The sequence below is a fragment of the Actinoalloteichus caeruleus genome (assembly GCF_049311605.1).
Classification (GTDB): Bacteria; Actinomycetota; Actinomycetes; order Mycobacteriales; family Pseudonocardiaceae; genus Actinoalloteichus_B; species Actinoalloteichus_B caeruleus.
In genome coordinates, this window is record NZ_CP186005.1 from 5928046 (window position 1) to 5951102 (window position 23057).

General features: G+C 72.9%; 23 protein-coding genes. 6 read left to right on the forward strand and 17 right to left on the reverse strand.

Going from position 1 to position 23057, the window contains the following annotated elements:
* The first annotated feature begins 518 nt into the window (after positions 1–518).
* Complete coding sequence (locus ACOJVX_RS24605; protein ID WP_418153922.1) at positions 519–833, forward strand: hypothetical protein; 315 nt, start codon at positions 519–521, stop codon at positions 831–833.
* Between the two features lie 106 nt (positions 834–939).
* Here the strand turns inward: ACOJVX_RS24605 and ACOJVX_RS24610 are convergent, their stop codons facing one another.
* Together ACOJVX_RS24610 and ACOJVX_RS24615 are read right to left on the reverse strand one after the other, a co-directional pair.
* Positions 940–1530 (reverse strand): hypothetical protein, encoded by a 591-nt coding sequence (locus ACOJVX_RS24610; RefSeq protein WP_418153921.1) that lies wholly within the window; start codon positions 1528–1530, stop codon positions 940–942.
* 355 nt (positions 1531–1885) lie between these two features.
* A complete protein-coding gene (locus tag ACOJVX_RS24615; RefSeq protein ID WP_418153920.1) occupies positions 1886–2305 on the reverse strand; it encodes a hypothetical protein in 420 nt (139 codons plus the stop codon).
* 920 nt (positions 2306–3225) lie between these two features.
* Here ACOJVX_RS24615 and ACOJVX_RS24620 point away from each other — a divergent pair.
* The gene (locus tag ACOJVX_RS24620) at positions 3226–3861 is read left to right on the forward strand and encodes an MBL fold metallo-hydrolase (protein WP_030104385.1); all 636 of its coding nucleotides are present in this window, start codon (positions 3226–3228) and stop codon (positions 3859–3861) included.
* 47 nt (positions 3862–3908) lie between these two features.
* On the opposite strand, the gene ACOJVX_RS24625 is transcribed toward ACOJVX_RS24620, so the two are convergent.
* The 11 genes from ACOJVX_RS24625 to purD all read right to left on the reverse strand — a co-directional run bounded on the left by ACOJVX_RS24625 (position 3909) and on the right by purD (position 14945).
* On the reverse strand, positions 3909–4814 hold the full coding sequence (locus tag ACOJVX_RS24625; protein ID WP_418153919.1) for a phosphoribosylaminoimidazolesuccinocarboxamide synthase: 906 nt from the start codon (positions 4812–4814) through the stop codon (positions 3909–3911).
* Positions 4815–4946: 132 nt separating this feature from the next.
* A complete protein-coding gene (locus tag ACOJVX_RS24630; protein ID WP_422647113.1) occupies positions 4947–6248 on the reverse strand; it encodes a PPE domain-containing protein in 1302 nt (433 codons plus the stop codon).
* A 38-nt stretch (positions 6249–6286) separates the two neighbouring features.
* Positions 6287–7039 carry an ESX secretion-associated protein EspG gene (locus ACOJVX_RS24635; protein WP_162147323.1) on the reverse strand — a complete coding sequence of 251 codons (753 nt, stop codon included), beginning with the start codon at positions 7037–7039 and terminating at the stop codon, positions 6287–6289.
* A gap of 150 nt (positions 7040–7189) precedes the next feature.
* Positions 7190–7573, reverse strand: coding sequence for a hypothetical protein (locus ACOJVX_RS24640; RefSeq protein ID WP_026419704.1), 384 nt, complete (start codon positions 7571–7573; stop codon positions 7190–7192).
* A gap of 206 nt (positions 7574–7779) precedes the next feature.
* Positions 7780–9213 carry an adenylosuccinate lyase gene (gene purB / locus ACOJVX_RS24645; RefSeq protein WP_026419705.1) on the reverse strand — a complete coding sequence of 478 codons (1434 nt, stop codon included), beginning with the start codon at positions 9211–9213 and terminating at the stop codon, positions 7780–7782.
* 191 nt (positions 9214–9404) lie between these two features.
* The gene (locus tag ACOJVX_RS24650; RefSeq protein WP_418153915.1) at positions 9405–10304 is read right to left on the reverse strand and encodes a hypothetical protein; all 900 of its coding nucleotides are present in this window, start codon (positions 10302–10304) and stop codon (positions 9405–9407) included.
* A 170-nt stretch (positions 10305–10474) separates the two neighbouring features.
* The gene (locus tag ACOJVX_RS24655) at positions 10475–11341 is read right to left on the reverse strand and encodes a hypothetical protein (RefSeq protein WP_418153914.1); all 867 of its coding nucleotides are present in this window, start codon (positions 11339–11341) and stop codon (positions 10475–10477) included.
* Positions 11341–11886, reverse strand: a complete 546-nt coding sequence (locus ACOJVX_RS24660) for an RNA polymerase sigma factor (RefSeq protein WP_103055927.1) — start codon at positions 11884–11886, stop codon at positions 11341–11343. The genes ACOJVX_RS24655 and ACOJVX_RS24660 overlap by 1 nt, the downstream gene beginning before the upstream one ends.
* A gap of 446 nt (positions 11887–12332) precedes the next feature.
* Positions 12333–12827: a hypothetical protein gene (locus ACOJVX_RS24665; RefSeq protein ID WP_418153913.1), complete on the reverse strand. Its 495-nt coding sequence runs from the start codon at positions 12825–12827 to the stop codon at positions 12333–12335.
* A gap of 229 nt (positions 12828–13056) precedes the next feature.
* Complete coding sequence (locus tag ACOJVX_RS24670; protein WP_418153912.1) at positions 13057–13572, reverse strand: hypothetical protein; 516 nt, start codon at positions 13570–13572, stop codon at positions 13057–13059.
* A gap of 107 nt (positions 13573–13679) precedes the next feature.
* Complete coding sequence (gene purD, locus ACOJVX_RS24675) at positions 13680–14945, reverse strand: phosphoribosylamine--glycine ligase (RefSeq protein ID WP_030104374.1); 1266 nt, start codon at positions 14943–14945, stop codon at positions 13680–13682.
* 239 nt (positions 14946–15184) lie between these two features.
* On the opposite strand from purD, the gene ACOJVX_RS24680 reads away from it, so the two are divergent.
* Entirely contained in the window at positions 15185–16804 is a 1620-nt protein-coding gene (locus ACOJVX_RS24680) for a Na+/H+ antiporter (protein ID WP_422647585.1), read from the forward strand.
* Between the two features lie 18 nt (positions 16805–16822).
* Here the strand turns inward: ACOJVX_RS24680 and ACOJVX_RS24685 are convergent, their stop codons facing one another.
* A complete protein-coding gene (locus tag ACOJVX_RS24685) occupies positions 16823–18112 on the reverse strand; it encodes an adenylosuccinate synthase (protein ID WP_026419713.1) in 1290 nt (429 codons plus the stop codon).
* A gap of 59 nt (positions 18113–18171) precedes the next feature.
* Between ACOJVX_RS24685 and ACOJVX_RS24690 the strand changes: the two genes are divergently transcribed.
* Both ACOJVX_RS24690 and ACOJVX_RS24695 read left to right on the forward strand, forming a co-directional pair.
* Complete coding sequence (locus tag ACOJVX_RS24690; protein ID WP_418153911.1) at positions 18172–18843, forward strand: hypothetical protein; 672 nt, start codon at positions 18172–18174, stop codon at positions 18841–18843.
* 288 nt (positions 18844–19131) lie between these two features.
* Positions 19132–19773: an HNH endonuclease family protein gene (locus ACOJVX_RS24695; RefSeq protein ID WP_418153910.1), complete on the forward strand. Its 642-nt coding sequence runs from the start codon at positions 19132–19134 to the stop codon at positions 19771–19773.
* A gap of 107 nt (positions 19774–19880) precedes the next feature.
* Here ACOJVX_RS24695 and ACOJVX_RS24700 read toward each other — a convergent pair whose 3' ends face one another.
* The gene (locus tag ACOJVX_RS24700) at positions 19881–20342 is read right to left on the reverse strand and encodes a pyridoxamine 5'-phosphate oxidase family protein (protein WP_051314188.1); all 462 of its coding nucleotides are present in this window, start codon (positions 20340–20342) and stop codon (positions 19881–19883) included.
* Between the two features lie 309 nt (positions 20343–20651).
* On the opposite strand from ACOJVX_RS24700, the gene ACOJVX_RS24705 reads away from it, so the two are divergent.
* The gene (locus ACOJVX_RS24705) at positions 20652–20912 is read left to right on the forward strand and encodes a hypothetical protein (RefSeq protein WP_026419716.1); all 261 of its coding nucleotides are present in this window, start codon (positions 20652–20654) and stop codon (positions 20910–20912) included.
* A gap of 34 nt (positions 20913–20946) precedes the next feature.
* Here the strand turns inward: ACOJVX_RS24705 and ACOJVX_RS24710 are convergent, their stop codons facing one another.
* Both ACOJVX_RS24710 and ACOJVX_RS24715 read right to left on the reverse strand, forming a co-directional pair.
* Positions 20947–22185, reverse strand: a complete 1239-nt coding sequence (locus ACOJVX_RS24710) for an FUSC family protein (protein WP_418153908.1) — start codon at positions 22183–22185, stop codon at positions 20947–20949.
* Positions 22186–22280: 95 nt separating this feature from the next.
* On the reverse strand, positions 22281–22988 hold the full coding sequence (locus ACOJVX_RS24715; RefSeq protein WP_418153907.1) for a hypothetical protein: 708 nt from the start codon (positions 22986–22988) through the stop codon (positions 22281–22283).
* Positions 22989–23057: the final 69 nt, after the last annotated feature.

Consider the following 23057-nt stretch of genomic DNA (forward strand, 5'->3'; position numbering starts at 1 on the left):
CCCCAGCGCTCGGTGAGCAGCAGTCCCACATGCCATCGGGCGCCCGGCTCCTCACCTGACAAGTCCGTCTCCTCTGTCATTTTCCCAGCAACAGAACTCGGCTGGTACTGGACAGGCAGCCCGTAGCGAAAAGGGCCGAGTGCTTCCCGCATCGCTTGAGCAACGAGCCGATAACGTCCACTCCGATCACCCGCGAGCGTCCGGACCTCTCAACCCACCGCGACAACGAGCACGAAGTGTGGCGACACCACGCCCGGAGCACCGGCCGGCGGAGTCATGCGACGCCTCTACTGGTTCACCAGCTCAGCCTTCTCCGAATTCCCCAGCTGTCACCACTCGGTTCAACCCCACCTGTTCACGAAGTCACGACTCGGAAGCCAGCGAATCACACACCCGACAGCCCCATCCGCAGCGCTCACAGATGGAAGGTAATCATGGCCGAACCAGCGATGAGTCGATCGCATCACCGAATCTCCGTCGCCGCACCGACGACCTACCAACACCCCGCACACGCACTCGTGACAGACCCGACGGGCATCCCGCCGATGTGCGACGAGGCGCGGTTCGCCGCCGAGTTGAGAAGCATGGTCACGGAACAGGAGCCACGCCTGTTCGCCGTCGTCCAAGAGTACGGGGTGCGGGTCGACGCTCGGATCGTCGCCTGGGGCCTAGCCTTCACGGACAGCGCCGAAGTCGTCTCCATCGAGCGAGGAGTGCGAATGAGCCTGCGTACCCCGAACCACGCGTTGCGCGCCTTCCGCTTCGGCGAACACATCCGTGCCCGCCTGGTCTGGCCGCACTCCGACACAAGCCCGCCCAATGGAACTACCTGAACCTGACCGCTGGAACCAGTTCGAGCACCGGCGTGGGGCCTCGACCCGATCGAGGCCCCACGCCGGATGAGAACTCGTCCCTCCCAGGCTGTACTACTCCCTCACCTCATGAACATTCGGGTTCCATGCTGACCTGGAACAGAGAGTCGGAGTAGTACTTCCGCCCCCAGTCATCCTCGTACGACAGCCGCACCCCGTCCGTCGACGCGAACTCCGCCGTCCGCTCGGCGATCGTCGCCAACGTCCACTCCACACCCGGCTCGATCTCCGCGCCCACGACGGGAACCCGCGCCGCCCAGGCCTCCTGCCCGTTCTCGGTGAAGGTGTCGGACACCTCCTCATCCAGCGGATTCGCCCCGCCTTGGTCAGGGACGTAAACGATGGCCCCGCTCTCCTCCGGCTCCGGAACCGGTACGAGGAACACCTCCACCAGCGTGAAGTTCTCCTCGTTCAGCAGCGTCGCCCCGGTCACCCGCACTGTGCGGCCGCCCTCGTTCTCCAAACCATTGCTGAACGTCATGAACGTCTCACCGTTCACATCACTCTGACAAAGCCGAGATCCCTCACCACCGATGTGGACGTCGCCCTCGACCGGCGACCCGTACCCACACCCCGCGAGCCACGAAGCGACCCCACCCAGCAGCCCGACTGGCCACCGTCTACCACGATCCCTGCTCTCAGCCACGATCTTCCTCACACCCTCCGTCCACGGCCACCGGAGCGGACTGTCTCGAATCCGGCGAGACCGCGCCTTTCGAGGAGCCCACCCACTGCCCGCCATCGCTCTGCCACGGACAGCGAACTCCCCACGACCACTACATGGTGTTCACTCGTCGTTCCACTGCGCCGGTATCCCCAACCACTGTCGCCGCGTCGACCAGCTCCGTGCCCGCCTGGCCTGGTGATCCCCGGATTTCACCCGCCCCGCTGGGACTACTCGCCCCTTGACCGCTGGAACCAGGATCACGAGCGAGAGGATGGTGGCCCCGACCAGAAAACCTTGGTCGAGGCCACCAGCTACCAGCTCAGGACACCGTGAGGAAGCGACGCGATCAGTCGAAGGAACACTCCGGCCGCATCTCGGCCCGGAGCGTGGAATCCGAGTAGTACTCCCGCCCCCGGTCGTCCTCGTAGAACAGCCGCACCCCGTCCGTCGACGCGGACTCCGCCGTCCGCTCGGCGATCGTCGCCAAGGTCCACTCCACACCCGGCTCGATCTCGGCGCCCACGACGGGAACCCGCGCCGCCCAGGCCTCCTGCCCGTTCTCAGAGGAGGTGTCGGCGATCATCTCGTCGGACGGGTACCCACCGCCCTGGTAGGGGACGAGGAGGATGTCGCCGCTCTCCTCCGGCTCCGGAACCGGCACGAGGAGCATCTCCACCAGCGTGAAATTCTCCTCGTTCAGCAGCGACGCCCCGGTCACCCGCACCGTGCGGCCACCCTCGTTCTCCAGCCCGCTGCTGAACGTCATGAACGTCTCACCGTTCACGTCGCTCTGGCAGAGCCGAGAACCGACACCCCCGATTCGCACATCACTGATCCGTGGAGAACTGTCGCCACCCACTGACAGGCAGAGCACCAGTGTCATCAGACCCACTCCGGGCGGACGCATACTAGAACCCCCGGCCCCTGGCCGCCGCGCTCCCCGCGCCGGCTCCGGCTCGCCGACCAGAGCCGCCGTGGAACCGTCGATCGGCGACTCGCGCGGCTGGTCCCGCCGACGCGGCGCGCCCGTGGCGACCGGACGGACGGGCACCGGGGAATCTCCCAAGCCCGACCCGAGCCGCCCTCCCAGAAGGCTCGACCTGGTCCTGTTCACACGTCGGCGGCGGCATGCCTCGTAATTTCCCCACCAGCACGGTCCCCCATCGAGAATCCAGCCGCGACCGATGCGCGGCCACGCGGTGAGGTGATGGTATGCGGTACCTGGTTCCCTCGGTACCGCTTTCCGCACGACGCCGCACCGGAAATACGGACTGAAGGGGCCGGAAATGTCCGGCGGAATGTCGGGGACACCGATTTCCTCCCGGCGGGATTCCTTCCACCACCACCGGAGAACACCTCACGACCGGTGGCGGACCCGTTTCAGCGGGGAATTCCACCGAACAGGGAGGACACCCGTCGTGGCGGTCGTCGTGCGGCACCAGGAACGCCGTCGACGGCCATCCGCCCGTGCGGCTCCGGGCCACGGCGGGGGCTCTTGCGTCGGCTGCCCGGCGGGACGCGGTGCGCGGCGGTTCCACCCGCGCCGGCACCCCCGCCCCGCCGTCCTCGCAGGTGGGCGGATCGCCTGCTGAACGACGGCGGTCCGCCCGCTAGCGTGGTGGATGCCCTGGGGCCGTCCGGGTGGCAGGCCGGGCGGCCCACCGTCCGCGTCGAGGGGGAGTCGCCGTGCACCTCACACACTTCGGGCACTCGTGCCTGCTGGTCGCCACCGACCAGGCCAGGTTGCTGTTCGACCCGGGGGCCTTCTCCTCGGGCTTCGAGGAGGTCCGCGACCTGGACGCCGTCCTCATCACGCACAAGCACCCCGACCACCTCGACCTCGACCGCCTGCCCGCGCTGCTCCAGGCGAACCCGGGCGCCACGCTGATCGCCGACCCCGGGTCCGCCGAGGCGCTCACCTCGGCCGGGCTCCGGCCCCACCTGGCGACCCCCGACGCCGTGATCACGGTCGCCGGCCTGCCGGTGCGGGCGGTCGGCGGCACGCACGCCGTCATCCACCCGGACCTCCCCGGGCTGCCCAACGTCGGCTACCTGCTGGCCGAGGGAGCGTTCCTGCACCCCGGTGACTCCTTCGTCGTCCCGGAGCAGGCGGTGGACGTGCTGGCACTGCCCACGGCGGCGCCCTGGATGAAGCTCTCCGAGGCGGTGGACTACCTCCGCGCCGTCCAGCCCCGGCTGGCCGTCCCCATCCACGAGGCGGTGCTGGCCATGCCGAGGATGCACTACGACCGGTTCACCGAGCTGGCCCCCGAGGGCACCCGGGTGCGGGTGCTGCCCCGTGGCGAGGCCACGGCGGTCTGACCCCGGCGGGGAGGCCGGCCACTCGCTCGAACCGCGTTCGGCCGGTCTCAGCCGGCGGTCGGCCAGTCGGTGAGGGAGCGACCGGTGATCCGCTCGTAGGCGGTGACGTACCGCTGGCGGGTGGTGGCCACCACCTCGGCGGGCAGCGCGGGGGGCGGCACCTCCGAGGCGCGGTCCCAACCGGACTCCGGGGAGGTCAGCCACTCCCGCACGAACTGCTTGTCGAAGGCGTGCTGCACCCGGCCCGGCTCGTACTCGTCGGCCGGCCAGTAGCGGGAGGAGTCGGGGGTGAGGACCTCGTCCCCGAGCACGAGCCGGCCACCGGCGTCGGTGCCGAACTCGAACTTGGTGTCGGCCAGGACCAGTCCCCGGCTCTCGGCGTGCTCGGCGGCGGCCGAGTACACGGCCAGCGTGGTCGCCCGCAGCTCCTCGGCTCGTTCCCGGCCCACGGTGCCCACCACGGCGTCGAAGGAGACGTTCTCGTCGTGTTCGCCGATCTCGGCCTTGGTGGCCGGGGTGAAGATCGGCTCGGGGAGGCGGGACGCCTCGACCAGGCCGGCCGGCAGCTCGATACCGCAGACCGCTCCCGTGCGCCGGTAGTCGGCTGTGCCCGAGCCGGCCAGGTAGCCCCGCGCCACGCACTCCACCGGCAGCATCGCCAGCCGGCGGACCAGCAGCGCCCTTCCCCGGACCTCCGAGGGGATGCGCGGGTCGTCCCAGGCCACCAGGTGGTTGGCCAGGTGGGGCACCCGCTGGGCCAGCAGCTCGAACCAGAACACGCTCATCGCGGTCAGCACCCGCCCCTTGTCGGGGATGGGCGTCTCCAGCACGAAGTCGTACGCGGAGATGCGGTCCGAGGCGACCAGCAGCAGGTGGTCGTCGTCCACGGAGTACAGCTCACGCACCTTGCCCGCGGCGATCAGCGGGTAGTCGGCCAGCTCGATGTCGGACACCGGGAGACCCTAACCCGCCGGTGAGCCGCCCCAGCCGCTACCCGCTCCGGCCACCGGCGGGCGAGCGCGGGGCGGTCGGGGCCGGAGCTCCGCGTCGACGCCGAGCCTCGCGGACGTGGGAGGCCGGCGTCCTCAGGGGTGCTCCTCGTCGACCGACATGCCCAGCACGGGAGGGGCGACCCGGTCGCCATCACCCCAGACGTCGTCGGTGTCCTCCAGGTAGTCGGCGCGCTCCCGGCCGCTCGCATCCTCAGGGTGCGCCGACGCCCGCCGGACGCCACCCGCGCGAGAAGGGTGTTCGTGGCTGGTGGGCCCGACCGTCGGCAGGGCACCGGCGCCGGGACCGAAGGCGTGGCCGCCGGCCGGGGCACCGGGGGACGGGGCGGGGGGAGCTGAGGCCGGAGGTGGCGGAGCCGGAGCCCCGGGTGGGACGAAGGGCTGGGGTGCCGGGGCCCGCCCGGCGCCCGGCTGGGGCTGACCGGGGGTCCCGGGGCCGGCCCCCGCTGGTGGACCGCCGGTCCCCGCCCCCGGGGCCGGTCCACCCGTCGCGGGCGCCGACCCGGTCCCCTGGCTGCCGGGGAGGGGACCGCCGGGGGTGCCCGGGGCCGGCGCACCGGTGGCCGCCCCACCGCCGGGGGGAGGAGACGGGACCGGGTTCCCGGCGCCAGGGCCGCCCGGGTGGGCGGGTGCGGGTGGGGTCGCCGGGGCTGGCTGAACGCCCGGCTGGCCGCCCGCCGCCCCCGGCTGGTACTGCGGCGGCAGCGTCCCGGCCCGCCCGGTGTTCTCCGACGCCGTGACCGGCGGCGTTCCCGGCACGGGAGCCGGCCCCCCGACCAGGGGAGCCGACGCGGTGCCCCCGAACGTGGTGACCAGCCGGTCGGCGATGCCGCCACTCCCAGCGCCGGCGGTCGGCACGGGCGTGAACACCGGCAGCCCGTGGGTCGCCTCGCCCACCGCCCCCTCGTACTCGCGCATCAGGTCCCGGGCCCGTTCGGCGGCGTCCCGCTCCTCCTGTTCGGCCAACTCCTGGTCGACCCGCCCGGTCACCAGCGCGGCGACCGGCGCGTTGACCCAGGCGTCGTGGTCCGGGCGGACCGGGACCGGCGGCATCTCCCGCCGCAGGTGTTCGAAGGAGTCCGCGACCTGGCGGGCCCCCGCCCCCACGCTCCGCGCGGTCTCCCCGGCTTCCACGGCGAACTGGGCGAGCGGCGAGACACCGGCCCGCATCCGGTCCGCCGCCTGCCCGTCCCACACCGCACCGCTCGCGTGGAGCGCCTGGTCGATCAGGTCGGTGACCCGCTGGAACCGGTCGCCGAGGCCCCGCTCCCACTGGTCCACCGAGTCGACGAGCGAGTCGGTCGCGGGCTCCCGCAACCAGTCCACGATCCGCTCGTGGCTGATCCCGTTCCAGTAGACGCCGGATCGCTCGTCCACCTCGCACCCCCGTCGTTCGTCGGCCCACCGCGCCCGTCTCAGGTCACGGCGAGGAGTTCGCGCAGCATCTCCGCCAGCCGGGGCAGGTCGACCGGTGCCACGGTCAGCCAGCCGTCCCGTTCGTGGACGGCGTACCTGCCCCGCGTCGTGTCGATCACGTCGATCGCGTACGGGCCCCGGCGGCGCTGGCCCAGTCCTTCCCAGCGGCTCACCCCGAGCTGGCCGGCGCCCACGCGGTCGGTCCCCAGCATGCCCAGCAGCGCGCGGGCGTCCCCGTAGCGGACACCCGCGTCGAGCAGGGCGTCCTCGAAGTCGGCGTCGGACCGGCCCTTCCCGCCGGCCCTGGACACGGCGGCCCCCGGGAGGTTGACCACCTGCCCCGGCCCGGCCCGCACGGCGCCCAGCACGCTCACCGCCGACTCGCACAGCGTGGTCGGCCGCAACGGGTCGATGGCCAGGACGCCGTCACCCAGCACGCCGATGACGGCGTCCTGGCCGGAGAGCGCGGTCATCGCCCGGAGCCGTCGCCCACCGGGGAGGGACCAGCGCACGTCCACCGCGTGGGTGGGCGCGGCGAACAGGCGCAGCGACCAGTCCAGGTCGGGGTGCGGCTCACCGCCCCCGGTGAACAGGCCCCGATCGACCAGCGCGGACCGGCAACGCCGGTCGACGTCCTCGGCCTCCGCCAGGGTCGTCGCGGTCTCGTCGGCGCACAGCACCAGCGGACGCTGCCCGAGCCCCAGCTCACGCCACGCCAGGTTGAACTCGGCCAGCTCCAGAGTGATCGTCACGGTGCCCTCGGAGGTCGCGGTTGGGCGGATCGGTACCGGTCGCCCGAGCATCGCAGGGCGCCGGTGAGCCGGCGGTCAACCCGGTGCGTCGTACGAGGGAGATCGTCGCCGCCAGGTGGGTCGGACGGTGGAGGGCCAGGTACCCGGCGGTCATCCACGGGGCTCACCGGCGGCGCGGACGGCGTCCGCCACCTCGTCGTCCCGCGACTGGTAGTCGCGCACGCTCGCGTCGAGCTGGTCCACGAGGTCGGTGAGCGCGGCGATCGCCTCGTCGAGGGCGACGGCCAGCGACCCGTGCGGGCCGGCGGCACGGTTCACGAGGCGGTCCACGGCCAGCCTGCTGACCGGGTCGGCGGCCGGCGCCCGCAGCCCGCCCAGCTCGCCGGCGGCGACGCGGGCGGCCCGCAACTCCCCCACGGCATCGAGCAGGCGCGCCCGCAGGGCCGGCGCCCCATCCAGGTCGACGTGGAAAGCACCGGCTCCGTCGGCGCCCCCGAACGCGGGGGGCAGGGCCAGGGCGACTCGCGCGGGCATGGCGCTCACCTCCGCCGTCCAGTGGACCAGCGCCCTGGTCAAACGCTGGTGTGCCGCCGGAGCCGAGCTGGCCGGATACCTGTGCGCGGTGTCCGGCGTTCATCCCGCGTCCGGGTCCGGTCAGGGACGGGGCGCCACGTCCTGGGGCGGGCAGCCGGTGCCGCCCGGCCCCACTCCGGTGCCGGGTGGCACCCGAGCCGTGTCCGTCAGAGGATCGGCGCGGGTGCGTAGCCGGCGGCCGTGGGGTGGCGTTCGACGAGTTCCTCGACGCGGCGGGCCACCGCGTGGGCCTGCGGGCTGGCGGCCCCGGTGAAGGACAGCCGGTCGGCGAGCAGCGCGTCGAGTTCGGACCTGCCCAACGGGAGCCGGTCGTCGGCGGCGAGCCTGTCGAGCAGGTCGTTGCCCCTGGCCCCCTGCTCCCGCATGGCCAGCGCCGCCGCGACGGCGTGCTCCTTGATGACCTCGTGCGCCCGCTCCCGGCCGACCCCGGCCCGCACCGCCGCCATCAGCACCTTGGTGGTGGCGAGGAAGGGCAGGTAGCGGTCGAGTTCGGTGGCGATCACGGCGGGGAACGCGCCGAACTCGTCCAGCACGGTGAGCATCGTCTCCAGCAGGCCGTCGATCGCGAAGAACGCGTCCGGCAGTGCGACCCGTCGGACGACGGAGCAGGAGACGTCGCCCTCGTTCCACTGGTCCCCGGCCAGTTCCGAGGTCATCGACTGGTAGCCGCGCAGCACCACCATCAACCCGTTCACCCGCTCGCAGGAGCGGGTGTTCATCTTGTGCGGCATGGCGCTGGAGCCGACCTGGCCGGGTTTGAAGCCCTCGGTGACGAGTTCGTGGCCGGCCATCAGCCGGATCGTCCTGGCCAGGCTGGACGGGGCGGCCGCCACCTGGACCAGGGCGGAGACCACGTCGTGGTCCAGGGACCGGGGGTAGACCTGGCCGACGCTGGTCAGGACCTGCTCGAAGCCCAGGTGGTCGGCCACCCTGCGTTCCAGTTCGGCCAGCGGCTCCGGGTCGCCGCCCAGGAGGTCGAGCATGTCCTGGGCGGTGCCCACCGGGCCCTTCACCCCGCGCAGCGGGTACCGCTCCAGCAGCTCCTCCAGCCGGCGGAGGGCGACCAGCAGTTCGTCGGCGGCGGTGGCGAACCGCTTGCCCAGGGTGGTGGCCTGCGCGGCGACGTTGTGCGACCGCCCGGCCATGACCTCCTCGCCGTGTTCCAGGGCGAGCCGGGCCAGCCGCGCGAGCAGCGCCACCGTGCTGTCGCGCACCCAGAGCAGGCTCTGCCGGACCTGGAGCTGCTCGACGTTCTCCGTCAGGTCCCGGGAGGTCATCCCCTTGTGGATCTGCTCGTGCCCGGCGAGCGCGTTGAACTCCTCGATGCGCGCCTTGACGTCGTGGCGGGTGATCCGCTCCCGTGCCGCGATCGACGCCAGGTCGACCTGGTCGATGACCCGCTCGTAGTCGGCCACCGCCCCGGCGGGCACCGGGATGCCGAGGTCCGCCTGGGCGGTGAGCACCGCCAGCCACAGCCGTCGTTCGAGCACGATCTTGTGTTCGGGGGACCAGATGGTGGCGAGGTCGGCGGAGGCGTAGCGGCCAGCCAGCACGTTGGGGATACGGGGCTTCGACGTCACGTCAGGGGAGCTTACGGAACACGCCGGGAGGGGGGACGGCGGCGGCCCGCACCGGGTCCGGCGGGTGGAGGTGGGCGGCCTCGACGAGGCGGGGCCGCGTCGCCCCGGTCAAGCCGGGAGAGCCGCCTCGGCCGCCCACTCGCGCCGCGATTCCCGGGGAGGAGGTGTCCGCCCCGGCGTCCCGGCGCCGCTCACCACCGTGGCCGCAGGTCGACCCCCGGGTCGGTTGCCAGCGCGGCCAGGGTGTCGAAGCCGGGAGCGGGCAGGGGGCGTTCGTCAGGCGTCCGGCCGCTGATGTCGTAGGTGTAGCTGGTCATCATGAGGGTGCTGCCGTCCGTTCGGTAGTGGGTGACCGACCACAGCATGGGCGGGGCCTCGCGCTCGTTCAGCCTGGTCACCGAGTACTCGAGCAGTGAACCGTCGCCGACCATTCGGTACCCGCAGGTGCTTCGCGGACCGCAGGGGTGGTCCGATGGTCCCGGTGCCGCGCCGGGGAAGGTGTGCTGGAAGATCACCTGCCCGTGGCCGTACTCGTCCTCGAACCCGAGGTCCCCGTTCACGTGCGTCTCGCCGTCGACGAAACCCGGCCCCTCGTTCCCGAGGTTGTCCACGGACAGCACGGACAGCTCGGGTGCCAGCTCGGCCAACCGTTGCTCCAGGTAGGGGATGACCTCCGCCGCCCGGGCCGCCATCTCATCCGCCTTGGTCGTCGGTGGCTCGCCCTCTTCGACGTCCTCGGGCACCCAGTCCGCCGGGGGTTCGTCCAGCAGGTCGGGTGGCAGCATCGAGCGCCAGTCGTGGTGCCGGAGGATCTCCCGCCGCTCCGCGACCCCCGCCGGCTCCGGGGCGGCCACCGAGCTGGCGGGTGCGGCCGGGACGAGCCGGGAGATCACGTCCGGGCCGTCCAGGAAGGTGGAGGAGGCGAGGAGCAGCGCGGAGACCGACAGCACACCGCCCGCGGAGGCCAGCGCCGCACGCCGGTTCCTGCGCCGCTCCCGGCCCCGCTGGAGCGTCCGCTCCAGGTCGAAGGTCATCGGGGGTTCGTCGGATGCGACGTCCCGGAGCCGCTGGCGTACCTCGTCCTCGTCCATTCCCTCGTCCTTTCGTGGGCCCGATCCCTGTTCCCGGCGGCGGATCGCGGTCCTGTGCGTGCTGCGGGTGGTGCCGTGCCGGGGTCCCGGTGGGGGTGGGTGGTCGGCCCGGCAGGTGGACGTCACCGCTGGTGGGGGTGGGCCGGAGCGGTCGGCCCACCCCGTGCGGATCAGCCGTCGATCCGGAAGTCGATCTCCTCGTCGGTGGCCAGTTCGGCCAGTCCGTCGAAGCCGGGGACCGGCAGCGGTCGCTGGACCTGCCCGGTGGGGAAGTCGTAGTTGTAGCCCCACACCGAGAGCACGGAACCGTCCACTCGCAGGTGGTCGACCGCGTAGAGCAGCGCCGGGAGCTCCTCCGGCCCCCACGGCTCCACCGCGTACCTCACGGCGGAACCGTCGTCGAGTACCTCGTGGCCGCAGGCCTGGGCGGTGGAGCAGCTCTCGCCGGACGTCGAGTCGCCCCAGACGCCGGGGAAGTTGTACTGGAAGGCGACCTGGCCGGGGCCCTGGTCGTCCTCGTAGCTCACCACGCCCATGACGTAGTCCTGCCCGTCGTGGAAGCCCGGCCCCTCGCCTCCCAACTCACCGATGGTGACCTCGGTCGCCCCTGGCAGGAGCTCCCTGACCCGTTCCTCGACGTGGGGGGCGATCTGGGCTGCCCTGGCGGCGAGCTCCCCGGCCGAGTGCGTGGGGGGCCCGCTCTCGACCGGTGTCCACCCGGTGGGCGGCCCGGCGGCCAACCCGTCGGGCAGCGACTCGGCCCAGTCCCGGCCGGGTTCCTCGGCCGGCGGCGGGGCGGGAGCCGAGGAGGAGGCGACGACGGGCTGGTCGGCGAAGGCGAGGCGCACGCCGTCACCCGACAGCAGCCCCGGACCGACCAGGACCGCTCCGGAGACGGCGAGCACGCCGAATCCCGCCGCCACCACGGCCACGGCGTTCCCGCGTCGGCGACCCGTGCCCTGGGCGGCCTCGCCCGGGGATCCCGGTCCGCCGGCGGAGTCCCGCCCGGCCGTCCTGCCGCTGTTCTCGTTCGTCATCAACATGTCCTTCCCGCGACCAGTTCGCCCGCGCCGTGGCCCAGGCGCACGAGGGCGGCCCGGAGGGCGCTCAGGCCGCGAGCGGTCTGGCTCTTGACGGTTCCCTGTGAGCACCGCAGGACGGTGGCGGTCTCCGCCACCGAGAGGTCCTCGAAGTACCGGAGGACGAGCGCGGCCCGTTGCCGAGGCGGCACCTCGGCCAGAGCGCGGCGGACCAGTTCCCGTTCCCACCGCCGTTGTCCCCGTTCGGCGGGATCGGAGCCTCGGTCGGGGGTGTCGGGGACCGCGTCCACGCGGTTCTCGCTCCGCCGCCAGGGTCGGCGCACCTCGTCCAGCCAGCACCGCGTCAACACGGTGCGGGCGTAGCCGTGCACCGCGTCCCGCCGGTTGACCCTCGTCCAGGCCTGGTAGAGCTTCACGAAGGCGTTCTGCACGAGGTCGTCCGCGAGGTGCCAGTCACCGCACAGCAGGTAGGCGGCGCGCCGCAGTGGCGCGGCCTGCCGCTGGACGAACTCGCGGAACTGTGCCTCGTCCTCGGCCCTCATCCACTCCCCTTCCCGCGATGCCAGTCCTCTCACGCGGGAAGGGGGACCGAGGTTGCACGAACGGGTGAGCCGTGGTGGGGGACCGGCCGGCTGGTCCCGGTTGGCGGCCTTCCGACACGCCTCGGCGCGGCGATGGTTCGCCCGCACGGAAGGGGGATTCGCTGGGCGGCGGGGCGGGGCCGGACCGGCGTCGCGGGCCGCCCGCTGGATCTCGGCCGGACGCCGCGCGGCACCTCTCCTCAGGGAACCGCCCCTGGTGGGTGGGGCCGGCAGGTGTGGGACGGGGACGCCGCACTCGACCAGGACGACGACGGGTGCTGGTCACCGACGCCAGGGCGGAACGTGATGTGTCGCCTTCGGCGGCGATCCCGCCGCGCACGTCTACCCGCCGGCCACTCACGCGGCCGCTCGCCCTCGGGCCGGGGTGGACCCGGGTCGGGGGTGGGTCAGCGGCGGGCGCGCTCCAGGGCGCGTTTCAGCTCCACCGGGCGGGAACAGACGACCAGGTACTCCCAGCCGTCGCTCATCGTGATGCGCACGCCCTCGCCACCGCGCATGACCAGGGTCCGCTTGCGCCGCCCCGAGACCCGCCACCCGGGGCCGCCGAAGTCGGCGGCGCGTTGGGGGCCGGCGTCCTCGACGGCGGTGATCTCGGCCGTCGGCAGCCTCTTCCGCACGATCGGCCTGGCCACCAGGACCAGCTGCCGCTCACGGACCTCGATGTCGCCGCTGGAGAGCAGGATGAAGAGCCCGGACACCGCCCCGGTCACGACCCCCACGACGAGCCCGGCGACGTTCTCCTCGACGAAGAGGTGCAGGCAGATCACGAGCACCACGGTCCCCACCCCGACGAGGAGCCCCACGATCCTCACCCAGGTGGGGGTGGGCAGCCGCTCCCGGTGGAGCACTCCACCCTGGCTGGCCTCGTCCCTCGATCCCACCGCACCGTCCCCTTCTCCCGATCGTGCCGCCCGTTCACCCTAGTGGTCGGGCGTGGTCGTCGAGGTCGGTCGTTCCGATGGCTTCGTGACCGGCCGCACACTCGGACCACCGGTCGTCCGCCCGGACACCCCGAGTGGGGCCCCTGGACCGGACGGGGTTGGCGGGTCACCCGACGGGACACCGTGGAGCGACCGCCACCGGGCAGTCACCGGGCGCCGGCGTGAGGGATCACACACCGCGCGCCTCGTCGAGGGCGAGCAGGAGTTCGTCCGGCCGCGAGCAGACGACCAGGTAACACCGACCGTCCACCAGTTCCACCTCGACACCCTCACCGGCCGCCATCACCAGCGCCCACCGGCGTCGCCCGATGCGGCACCAGCCGAGGACGGGCAGTTCCCCGGAGGTGAGGGGCTCCACCCGCGCCGTGCGGCGTGACCCGGCGATGTCGGCGACGGCGACCGTGCGCCACAGCCGAGGAGGGCAACGCAACACCAGACCGTGCCCCCGCACCGAGACGCTGGCGCCGGCGGTCACCGCGAGCACCGTGAACGCCACGCCGACCCCAGAACCGGCGAGCATCGCCGTCGAGGACAGCCCCACGAGGATGTGGGAGAGCCCGGTCGCCACCACGACCGACGCGCCGGACAACACGCCCGTCCACCGGATCAGCGGGGGCGCGGGCAGTCGTTCGTGGAACAGGACCGTGGACCGGCCTCCGTTCGGGGCGGGGACGTCCTCACTCACCCCGACCCCCTCGCAGCCGTGCCGCCACCCTCCCGCGTGTCGACCACGGTCGGACCGCCGGTAAGGGTAGAGGAGCGAGCCCCTGCCGGGCGTCTCGCGCCGGCGGTTCACCGTCCGCGTGGCGCGGTGACCTCCCCCTTGACGGCGCGCAGCGCGATGTCGCTCCGGTGGTGCGAACCGGTGAGGTGGACCAGCGCGACCCGCTCGTAGGCGTCCTCGCGGGCGGCGTCGAGGTCGGGGCCCGTGCCCACCACCGACAGGACCCGGCCACCCGAGGACACGACCGCGCCGTCATCCCGACGCCGGGTGCCGGCGTGGAGCACACCGTCCCCCTCGCCGCCGGAGATCACGTCACCGGTCCTCGGCCTCCCCGGGTACCCCTCGGCGGCGACGACCACGGTGACGGCGGCGCCGTCCGACCACTCCAGCGGTGGCAGCTCGGCCAGCCGCCCCGAGGCCACCGCGTTGAGCGGCCGCGACAGCGGGGTGCGCAGCAGGGCCAGCACCACCTGGGTCTCGGGGTCGCCGAAGCGGCAGTTGAACTCGATGACCTGCGGTCCGGTCGAGGTGAGCGCGAGACCCGCGTACAGCAGGCCGGAGAAGGGGGTCCCCCTCCTGTCCAGTTCCTCCGCCGTGGGCCGAACGACCCGCTCGACGATGTCGTCGACCAGCCCCGGTTCCGCCCAGGGCAGCGGCGCGTAGGCGCCCATCCCACCGGTGTTGGGGCCGGAGTCGCCGTCCCCCACCCGCTTGAAGTCCTGCGCGGGAAGCAGCGGTACGACGGTGGTCCCGTCCACCAGGCAGAACAGGGAGGCCTCCGGGCCGTCCAGGAAGGACTCCAGCAGCACCGGGTGACCGTCGTCGAGCAGGGTCATCGCGTGCGCCCGCGCCGTGTCGAGGTCCGAGGTCACGACCACGCCCTTGCCGGCGGCGAGCCCGTCGTCCTTCACCACCCAGGTGGGGCCGAACCGGGCCAGCGCGGCGTCCAGGTGGGCGGGGTTGTCCACGATCTCGCTGTGGGCGGTGGGAACACCCGCCGAGGCCATCACGTCCTTGGCGAAGGCCTTCGACCCCTCGATGGCCGCCGCCGCCCTCGACGGCCCGAAGCAGAGCACGCCCGCGGCGCGAACGGCGTCGGCGACCCCGGCGACCAGCGGGACCTCCGGGCCGACGACGACGAGGTCGGCGTTCCACCGCCGCGCGAGCGCGGCCACCGCGTCCGGGTCGCCCGGGTCGACGCCCAGGGTCTCCCCGAGTGTGGCGGTACCGGCGTTGCCCGGGGCACAGGCGAGCCCGGTCACCTCCGGGTCGTGGGACAGCGCGAGCAGGAGCGCGTGTTCGCGGGCGCCTGAGCCGATAACCAGGATTCGCACGAGGCGGGAGCGTAGTCGCCCCGCCCGGGAGAACCGTCAGGAACCCCGGTCGAGCGGCGCCCGGGCGCGAAGGGGCAACCGGGCCGGCTCCACTCGGACCCCACCTCGACGAGTTCACCGTCCCGCCCCGGTTCCGCGCGGCTCACGTACCCGGCGGGCCCGGCCCGCCGGTCCTAGAGTCGGACGGAGCCGGCGCCGCACTGGGTGGCGGACGCCCTCGGGTGGAGGCGGTGGTGCGGATGGGGCCTCTCCTCGTCGTGCTGTTGTGCGCCCTGACCGTCACGGCGTTCGCCCGACGCCGGAACCTCATCGCGCCGCTGCTGCTCGTCGTCGTGGGACTGGCCGCGTCCGCGCTCCCCGGGACGATCGACGTCGAGATCCCGCCGGAGCTGCTGCTCACCGTCGTGCTGCCACCCCTGCTCTACACCGCGTCCCAGGACAGTTCGTTGATCAGTTTCCGGGAGAACTTCCGCGCGATCGCCCAGCTCGGGGTGCTGCTGGTCATCGCGGGGACGATGGCGGTCGGCTTCCTGGCCTACGCGCTCATCCCCGGCCTGCCGCTGGAGGCGGCGCTGGTGCTGGGCGCGGTGGTCTCGCCACCCGACGCGGTGACGGCGACGGCGGTCGGTCGGCGGCTTCGGCTGCCGCGCCGGGTGATGTCGGTGATCGGCGGCGAGAGCCTGGTCAACGACGCCGCCGCCCTGAGCCTGTACCGCGTGACGGTGGCGGCCGCGGTGGGCGCGACGGGGTCCCTCCTCGAGAGCGTCATGTTCTTCGTCGAGGCGGCCGTGATCGGCACCGCCGTCGGGTTGCTGCTCGGCGCGGCCGTGCACTTCGTCCGGATGCGCCTCGACGACCAGGAGGTGAGCACCGCCCTCAGCGTGGTGCTGCCGTTCGGCGCGTACCTGGTCGCCCAGGAGCTGCACGGTTCGGGTGTGCTCGCGGTGGTGGCGGCCGGCCTGTACGTGGGGCACCACAGCCCCCGGGTGGGCGTCGCCGGTCGCCTCCAGGAGCAGCAGGTGTGGAAGACGGTGAACCTCCTGCTGGAGAGCCTCGTCTTCGCGTTGATCGGCCTGTACCTGAACCAGATCCTGCGGGAGACGGCGAACTTCACCGCGAGCGCCTGGACCCTGGTGGGTTCCGGGGTCCTGGTGCTCGCCGCGGTCATCGTGTTCCGAGTGGGGTGGCTGTTCGCGGTGACCTACGTGCCGGGCCTGTCCACGCTGTTGGCGCCCACCCGGCCCAGCCAGCGGTTGCCGGTCAGGCAGACGGCCGTGATCGCCTGGACCGGGATGCGGGGCGTGGTGACGATGGCGGCTGCCGGCGCGATACCGCTCACCACCGAGGCCGGCGACCCGTTCCCGGCCCGCGAACTCGTGCAGTTCCTGGCCTTCTCGGTGACGATCGGGACCCTGCTCCTCCAGGGGCTCTCGCTGCCCTGGTTGACCCGCCGCCTCGGCGTCCACGACGGCGGCGAGGCGGAGCAGGACGCCCGGGCCGAGGTGGCCGCGCGGACGCTGGCCACCCGGGCCGCGCTCCGCCGGCTGGACGAACTGCTCCCGGCGGACCCGGTGCCCGGCCGCAACAGCGAGCGGGAACGCATGGCGGCCCGACTGCGCGGGGTGATCGAGTACCAGGGTCGGGCCGCGGTCCGGCAGATCGGCCGAGACCCCACCGAGCGGGGCGAGAGCGGCCACCGCGAGTTCGTGGAGCTGCGGAAGCAGCTGCTCGACACGCAGCGGGCCGCGTTGATCGCCCGCCGGGACACCGGCAAGCTCGCCGACGAGGTGTTGCGCCGCATCCTCCACGAGCTGGACCTGGAGGAGGCGGCGCTCGACAACTCCTGGCGCAACCGCTGACGGCGCGCCCGGGGGCGTTCAGCCGGTCAGCGAGTGCCGGACGATGGTCTCCTCACGGCCGGGGCCCACCCCGATCGCCGACACCCTGGCCCCGGACAGCTCCTCCAACCGCAGGACGTAGTTCCGGGCGTTCACGGGCAGGTCCTCGAAGGTCCGGCAGCCGGAGATGTCCTCCCACCAGCCGGGTAGCTCCTCGTACACCGGCTTGGCGTGGTGGACCCCGGTCTGGGTCATGGGCATGTCGTCGACCCGCTCGCCGTCGACCTCGTAGCCCACGCAGACCGGCACCGTCTTCAGACCGGACAGCACGTCCAGCTTGGTGAGGAAGAAGTCGGTGATGCCGTTGACCCTGGCCGCGTAGCGGGCGATCACCGCGTCGAACCAGCCGGTCCGCCGGGAGCGGCCGGTCGTCACGCCGAACTCGCCGCCGGACTTGCGCAGCTGCTCGCCCATCTCGTCGTTCAGCTCGGTGGGGAACGGCCCGGAGCCGACCCGCGTCGTGTACGCCTTGAGGATGCCGATGACGGTGTTGATCCTGGTCGGCCCCACCCCCGAACCGACGGCGGCGCCTCCGGAGGTCGGGCTGGAGGAGGTCACGAAGGGGTAGGTGCCGTGGTCGACGTCGAGGAGGGTCCCCTGGGAGCCCTCCAACAGCACCGTCTCGCCCCGCTCGAGGGCCTGGTTGAGCAGCAGACGGGTGTCGGCGATCCGGCCGGCGAACTTCGCGCCGCGCTCCAGGACGCTGTCGACGACCTCGTCGACGTCCATCGCCCGCCGGTTGTACACCTTGACGAGGATCTGGTTCTTCAGCTCCAGGGCAGCCTCGACCTTCTGGCGCAGGATCTTCTCGTCGAGGAGATCCTGCACCCGCACGCCGACCCGAGCGACCTTGTCCTGGTAGGCGGGCCCGATGCCGCGACCGGTGGTGCCGATCTTCGCCTTGCCCAGGTAGCGCTCGGTCACGCGGTCGATGGCCACGTGGTACGGCATGATCAGGTGGGCGTCGGCCGAGATCAGCAGGCCGGAGGTGTCCACCCCCCTGTCCTCCAGGCCGCCCAGCTCGTCGAGCAGCACACCGGGGTCGACGACGACCCCGTTGCCGATGACGTTGGTGACGCCCGGCGTGAGGATGCCGGACGGGATGAGGTGCAGGGCGAAGTTCTGGCCGTTGGGCAGCACCACGGTGTGACCCGCGTTGTTGCCGCCCTGATACCGGACCACCCACTGCACGCTCTCGCCGAGCAGATCGGTGGCCTTACCCTTGCCCTCGTCGCCCCACTGGGCGCCGATCAGCACGATCGCGGGCATGTACACACTCCAAGCAGTACAGACGGCAACGCCGGTCAAAGAGAGTAAACCAGGAGCGCATGGTGACGGTGGTCGCATTGGCCTGCGGAAATCGGGACTTCACCGGTCTCACCGAGCGTGACGACGTCGTGTCGCACTCGGTAGCGGCCACCCCGGGGCGTGAGGAGGTGGACCCGGTGCTGCGGGAACTGGCCGGACGACGGCTGCTGGTCGCGGGCACCGACGCGGATCTCGCCTCGGTGGTGCTGCGCCTCCTGCGCACCGAACGGCTGGCCGAGGTCGTCGTGGGGTACCTGCCCTCCGACCCCGACTCCGAGGTGGCCCGGCTGTGGGGCTTGCCGGCGGGAGACCGGGAGGCGGCGCTGCGGCTGGCCCTGGGCGGGGAGCCCGACCCGGTGCCGCTGCTGCGGGACGACGTCGGTGGCGTACTGGTGGGCCGTGGGGTGATCGGGCCGCTGCGCGGTGTCGTGTACTGCGATGACGAGCTGGTCCTGCGGGGGCAGGCCAGCCAGCTGGAGGTCGGACCGGACCGGGGGCCCGGTCTGGTCGTGCGCACGGTGCGGCGGAACCTGCTGGGCAGGCGGGTTCGGGAGACGAGCGGCCGGGCCGTGCAGATCGGGTGCGTTCCGGCGAGGGTGGTGCGCGACGGGGTCCCGCACGAGCGCCAGCACGGCAAGTGGACCTGGTACCGGCACACCGAGGACCTGCGGTTGGTACGCGGCCTCGTCTGAGCGGCGTCGTCGTCTCCTCCGCCGCCGTGGACCGCCTCCCGGACCGCGCGAGGCGACGGTGCGGCGCGTCGCGTCCCGCACGCCTCCCGGAGCCCGGTGGCTGCCCGGGACGGCGCTGCGGCTCAGCCATTGGAAGCCCCGACCCCCGTTCCGGGGGTGAAAATCCGCTCACGCCTTGCTGGATTTTCACTCTCCGACATCGATTCTTCACTGCCGGGTGTTGCTTTCGTTTCCGTGACTGGGTGACGGTGTGGATCTCGCACTCGTGATCCACGATCGGAGGCATCGATGTCACCACGACGAGCAAGCGCGCTACGGCTGACCTTCGCCGCGATCCTCACCGCCCTCCTCTCCTTCACCCTGGTCTCCCCGGCGAGCGCCGCACCCCCCGGCATCCCGAGCGAGAGCACCGCTCGGTCCATGCTCGACGGGCTGACCGTCCGAGCGGAGGGCTCCATGTCCGGCTACTCGCGGGACAAGTTCCCGCACTGGAACACGGTCGAGGGCACCTGCAACACGCGGGAGATGGTGCTCAGGCGGGACGGCACCGACGTCGAGGTCGGCGCGGACTGCTACCCGACCGCCGGCAGCTGGTACAGCCCCTTCGACGGGGTCACGACCTCGGTGCCCTCCGAGATCAGCATCGACCACGTCGTTCCGCTGGCGGCGGCCTGGCGTTCCGGCGCCTCCTCCTGGTCGGCCGCCAAGCGGGAGGAGTTCGCCAACGACCTCACCAACCCGCAGCTGATCGCGGTGACCGGCCGGGTCAACAGTTCCAAGGGCGACCAGACCCCGGACAAGTGGGTGCCGCCACGCACCGACTACCACTGCACCTACGGGAAGATCTGGATCGCGTCGAAGGACGCGTACGACCTGAGCGTGACCTCCGCCGAGAAGGAGGCCCTGACCGGGCTGCTCGACACCTGCTGACAGCGCCTCCCCAGCCCTGACCAGGAGAGATGACACGGCGGGCGGCGTGCCCTGCCAGCGCCGCCCGCCCCGTCCCCGGTCGCCGCGCCCCCACGGGGCGCGGCGGATCACGTCATCGGAGACGTCCCCTGGTCCGCCAGCAGCGCCCCCGTCATCCCGGTCTGGTCGGTGCTCAGCCACCGCTCGGGCCGCATCCGCAGCACCACGGCCCCCGCGTGCGTGTCCTCGACGTAACGATCGGCCAGCTCCGCCGGCAGGTAACGGCTCGCTATCCGGAGCCTGTCCTCGACACTCGGCGACTCGTCCCACCGCACCGATCCCTCGACCGTGACGTAGGCGTAGGGGAGGGTGTCCCGTTGCGCGCAGAGGCTGAAGGTGCCGCTGTCCCGGATCAGCCGGTCCTTCAGCGAACCGCCCTCGATCGAGATCGTCACCTCGCCGCCGGGTTCGTAGTGGTACCAGATCGGCACCGCCAACGGAGCGCGGCCGGGCCGGGACACCGACAGGACACCGACGCGCGGTTCGGCGAGGAACCGTTCGCGCTGGTCGACCGACATCCTGAACGTCATGCAGATCCGCCTTCCGTCGCCCCGGTCGGCCCGGCGCCCGACCGCCACCGAGATCAACACCGGTGCGGCGCCGGTCATTCCCCGACGCGGTGGAGATCCGTCGTTCGACGGAGCCCGGTACGCCGAGCGCCCTGGGCGGCTCGCCCACCCGGTGGAGACCACCGGGTGGGCGGGGAGGACCGCTCCCGCCCGTCTTCCCTCGATCCGGTGAGGCCACTTGACATCGCGTGTGGACGGTCGCCGGCGGGGCTCTCGACACGTAGCGTCGCGACTGTCCGTGACGCACGCCCGAACGAGAGCAGGTGGCCCATGCCGAACCCGCCGGAACTACTCTCCCCGTTCAGCGCGCCGCCCGGAGGCGTGATGACCGACGAGGTCGGGGTGATCACCGGGGACCTCGAACTGCGGACCGAGTGCGACGAGCACGGGCGGGTGTTCGTGTGGGTGCGGTACGCCGAGGCCGACGAGTGGTACCGGCTGGGAGCGTGCGAGGTCACCCTCCACGACGTCCGGGACCACGAGGTCCTGCACCGGGCGCTGCTCGGCGCGCTGCACCGCCCCCGGGGCTGAGGCCGGCGTGGCCACCCGCCGCCGGTGGCCACGCTCAGCCGCCCGGCGGCCCCGCTCCTCCACCTCGCTCCCCGGCGCCAGGGGCGTCCTGGTCGTCACGCGGGTGGCGGTCGGCCGGTCCACTCGCCTCCGACCGGGAGGACCTCGCCGCGTCGTCCGCCCGCCGCTCGCCGGTCTCCTCGGGCGCCCGCCGTCCACGGTGGAGCGGTGGCAGCACGGCCACGGCGTCGTCCCGGCTCATCCCGGTCGCCTGGAGGAGGTCCACCGCCACCGACCTGAGCTGGGCCACCACCACCCGCATGGAGAAGCCGCCGGACTCCAGCAGCTCGGCGTTCGCCGCCTTCGCCACCGCGCTGGCCGCGGCCCGCGCCTGCACCGGCTCCCGGCCCGAGGACAACTCGTCCCGCAGCAGCACCACCGCCCCGGCGAGGCGTTCCAGCAGGGCCGGCAACGCCCGGGCCACCTCCTCGCCGTCCCGCAGGGCCGCGTGCGCCCGCCGGGCGAGAACCCTGGTGTTCCGCAGCGCCAGATCCACCCGGCTCGACGCGGTGACGTAACGGTCCAGGTCCCGCCGCCGCCTCCACCGGAGCGGGGCGATCCTGGCGATCTCCCGGCCCGCCTGGAGCGCTTCCTGGAACTGGTCGACCGCGTGCTGGCTCTCCCTGGTCCTCGTCAGCACGGTCGCCGCCCGCCGGGGATCACCCGTGGACACGGCCACCGCGAGCCCCCGCAGCGCGTCGGCGAGTTCACCGAGGACGACGCGGCCCTTCTGGTGCGCGACGCTCAGGGGGTTCGCCGGCAGCAGGGCGGCCACCGCCAGGGCGATCAGCCCACCCACGAGCGCGTCGACGAAGCGGTCCAAGCCCCCCGTGCCACCCGGCGGCAACAACACCGTGACGAGCACCGCGGAGGACGCGGCCTGCCGCGCGATCATCGCGCCGCCGTCGAGGAACACCGCCACCGACATGGCCAGGCCGACCACCAGGGCGAGCTGCCAGGGCCCGGATCCGATCGCCGAGATGAGCAGGTCACCGATCAGGATGCCGACGCTGACCCCGGCGACGAGTTCCACCACCCGCCGCATCCGCTGGTCGAGCGAGGCGCCCAGGCAGATCACCGCCGAGATGGGCGCGAAGAACGGGCTCGCGTGCCCGATCACGCTGGCGGCGACCCACCACGCCAGCGCCGCCGCCACCGCGCACTGCACGATCGGGATGCCGCTGCGCAGAAGTCTCCGCGCACCGCGGCCGAACTCCTCACGCACCCGGTTCACACGGGCAATTGTGCCCCGGTACGCCGAGGAGGCCCGGCTGACGAGCGTGTGGCCGTGCCCACGACCGTCGGCGGCCGCGAACTGCCCCCCGTCCCTCAGCCCACGCGGGTGCCGGCCCCACCCGGGCGGCGGGGGTGAGCGCCGGCGGTCAGGTGGGGGTGGGCGGGGAGCCCGGCACGGACGTGGGCGCGCCGGCTGCACAGCCAGGCCACCGGCACGATCGCCACGAGCGCACCGGCCGCCAGCAGCGCGGCCTCCCGGGCTCCGGTGGGCGGCGGCGGGGCCGGGATGGCCGCCAGGGCCGCCACGTCACCGTTGAGGGTCGCCGAACGGCGGGCGATCGCGAGCCGGAGGCTGCGGTCCCCCTGCCGCATCGCCCACTGGTGGTTGGCGGCGAACACCGGTTTGACCAGGGTGGACAGGTCCCGGAGGAGGGGCTTGTCCGCCCGCACCCGCCAGTCGAAGCGGACCTCCGTGGAGGTGGGGGTCAGTTGACGCAGGCGCCACACCCCCCGGCCGACGAGGTCCCCGCTCGCCGTCAGCGAGCAGGTGTCCCGCCCCACCGACTCCACGGTGAGCCGCCAGCGGAGCGTGTAGGGCAGCCAGCCGGTGGTGTGCAGGTCGTAGGCCGAGCCGACGGCCGGGGGCGCGTCGGGCGGGGAACCGTCCACCCGGTCGACCGTCCGGTACACCGACGGCCACCACTCGGGCAGGGTCATCGGGTCGAAGAGGACCTCGGCCACGTCGGCGACGAGACCGGGCACCTCCCACCTGCTGTCGAACGCGTAGTCGTTGTCCGGCAACGCCCCTGTCCCCTCTCGGCCGTTCTCACCCGTGGTCGACGCTACCGCGACTCCCCGGGCCCACCCCGT

What these genes read in the sequence shown, in the direction of transcription:
- ACOJVX_RS24655 (WP_418153914.1), bottom strand. Translation starts at nt 11,341, where the DNA reads ATGACGAACGAGAACAGCGGCAGGACGGCCGGGCGGGACTCCGCCGGC.
- ACOJVX_RS24660 (WP_103055927.1), bottom strand. Translation starts at nt 11,886, where the DNA reads ATGAGGGCCGAGGACGAGGCACAGTTCCGCGAGTTCGTCCAGCGGCAG.
- ACOJVX_RS24685 (WP_026419713.1), bottom strand. Translation starts at nt 18,112, where the DNA reads ATGCCCGCGATCGTGCTGATCGGCGCCCAGTGGGGCGACGAGGGCAAG.
- ACOJVX_RS24640 (WP_026419704.1), bottom strand. Translation starts at nt 7,573, where the DNA reads ATGCCCGCGCGAGTCGCCCTGGCCCTGCCCCCCGCGTTCGGGGGCGCC.
- ACOJVX_RS24690 (WP_418153911.1), top strand. Translation starts at nt 18,172, where the DNA reads ATGGTGACGGTGGTCGCATTGGCCTGCGGAAATCGGGACTTCACCGGT.
- ACOJVX_RS24680 (WP_422647585.1), top strand. Translation starts at nt 15,185, where the DNA reads ATGGGGCCTCTCCTCGTCGTGCTGTTGTGCGCCCTGACCGTCACGGCG.
- ACOJVX_RS24705 (WP_026419716.1), top strand. Translation starts at nt 20,652, where the DNA reads ATGCCGAACCCGCCGGAACTACTCTCCCCGTTCAGCGCGCCGCCCGGA.
- ACOJVX_RS24615 (WP_418153920.1), bottom strand. Translation starts at nt 2,305, where the DNA reads ATGACGTTCAGCAGCGGGCTGGAGAACGAGGGTGGCCGCACGGTGCGG.
- ACOJVX_RS24700 (WP_051314188.1), bottom strand. Translation starts at nt 20,342, where the DNA reads ATGACGTTCAGGATGTCGGTCGACCAGCGCGAACGGTTCCTCGCCGAA.
- ACOJVX_RS24650 (WP_418153915.1), bottom strand. Translation starts at nt 10,304, where the DNA reads ATGGACGAGGACGAGGTACGCCAGCGGCTCCGGGACGTCGCATCCGAC.
- ACOJVX_RS24695 (WP_418153910.1), top strand. Translation starts at nt 19,132, where the DNA reads ATGTCACCACGACGAGCAAGCGCGCTACGGCTGACCTTCGCCGCGATC.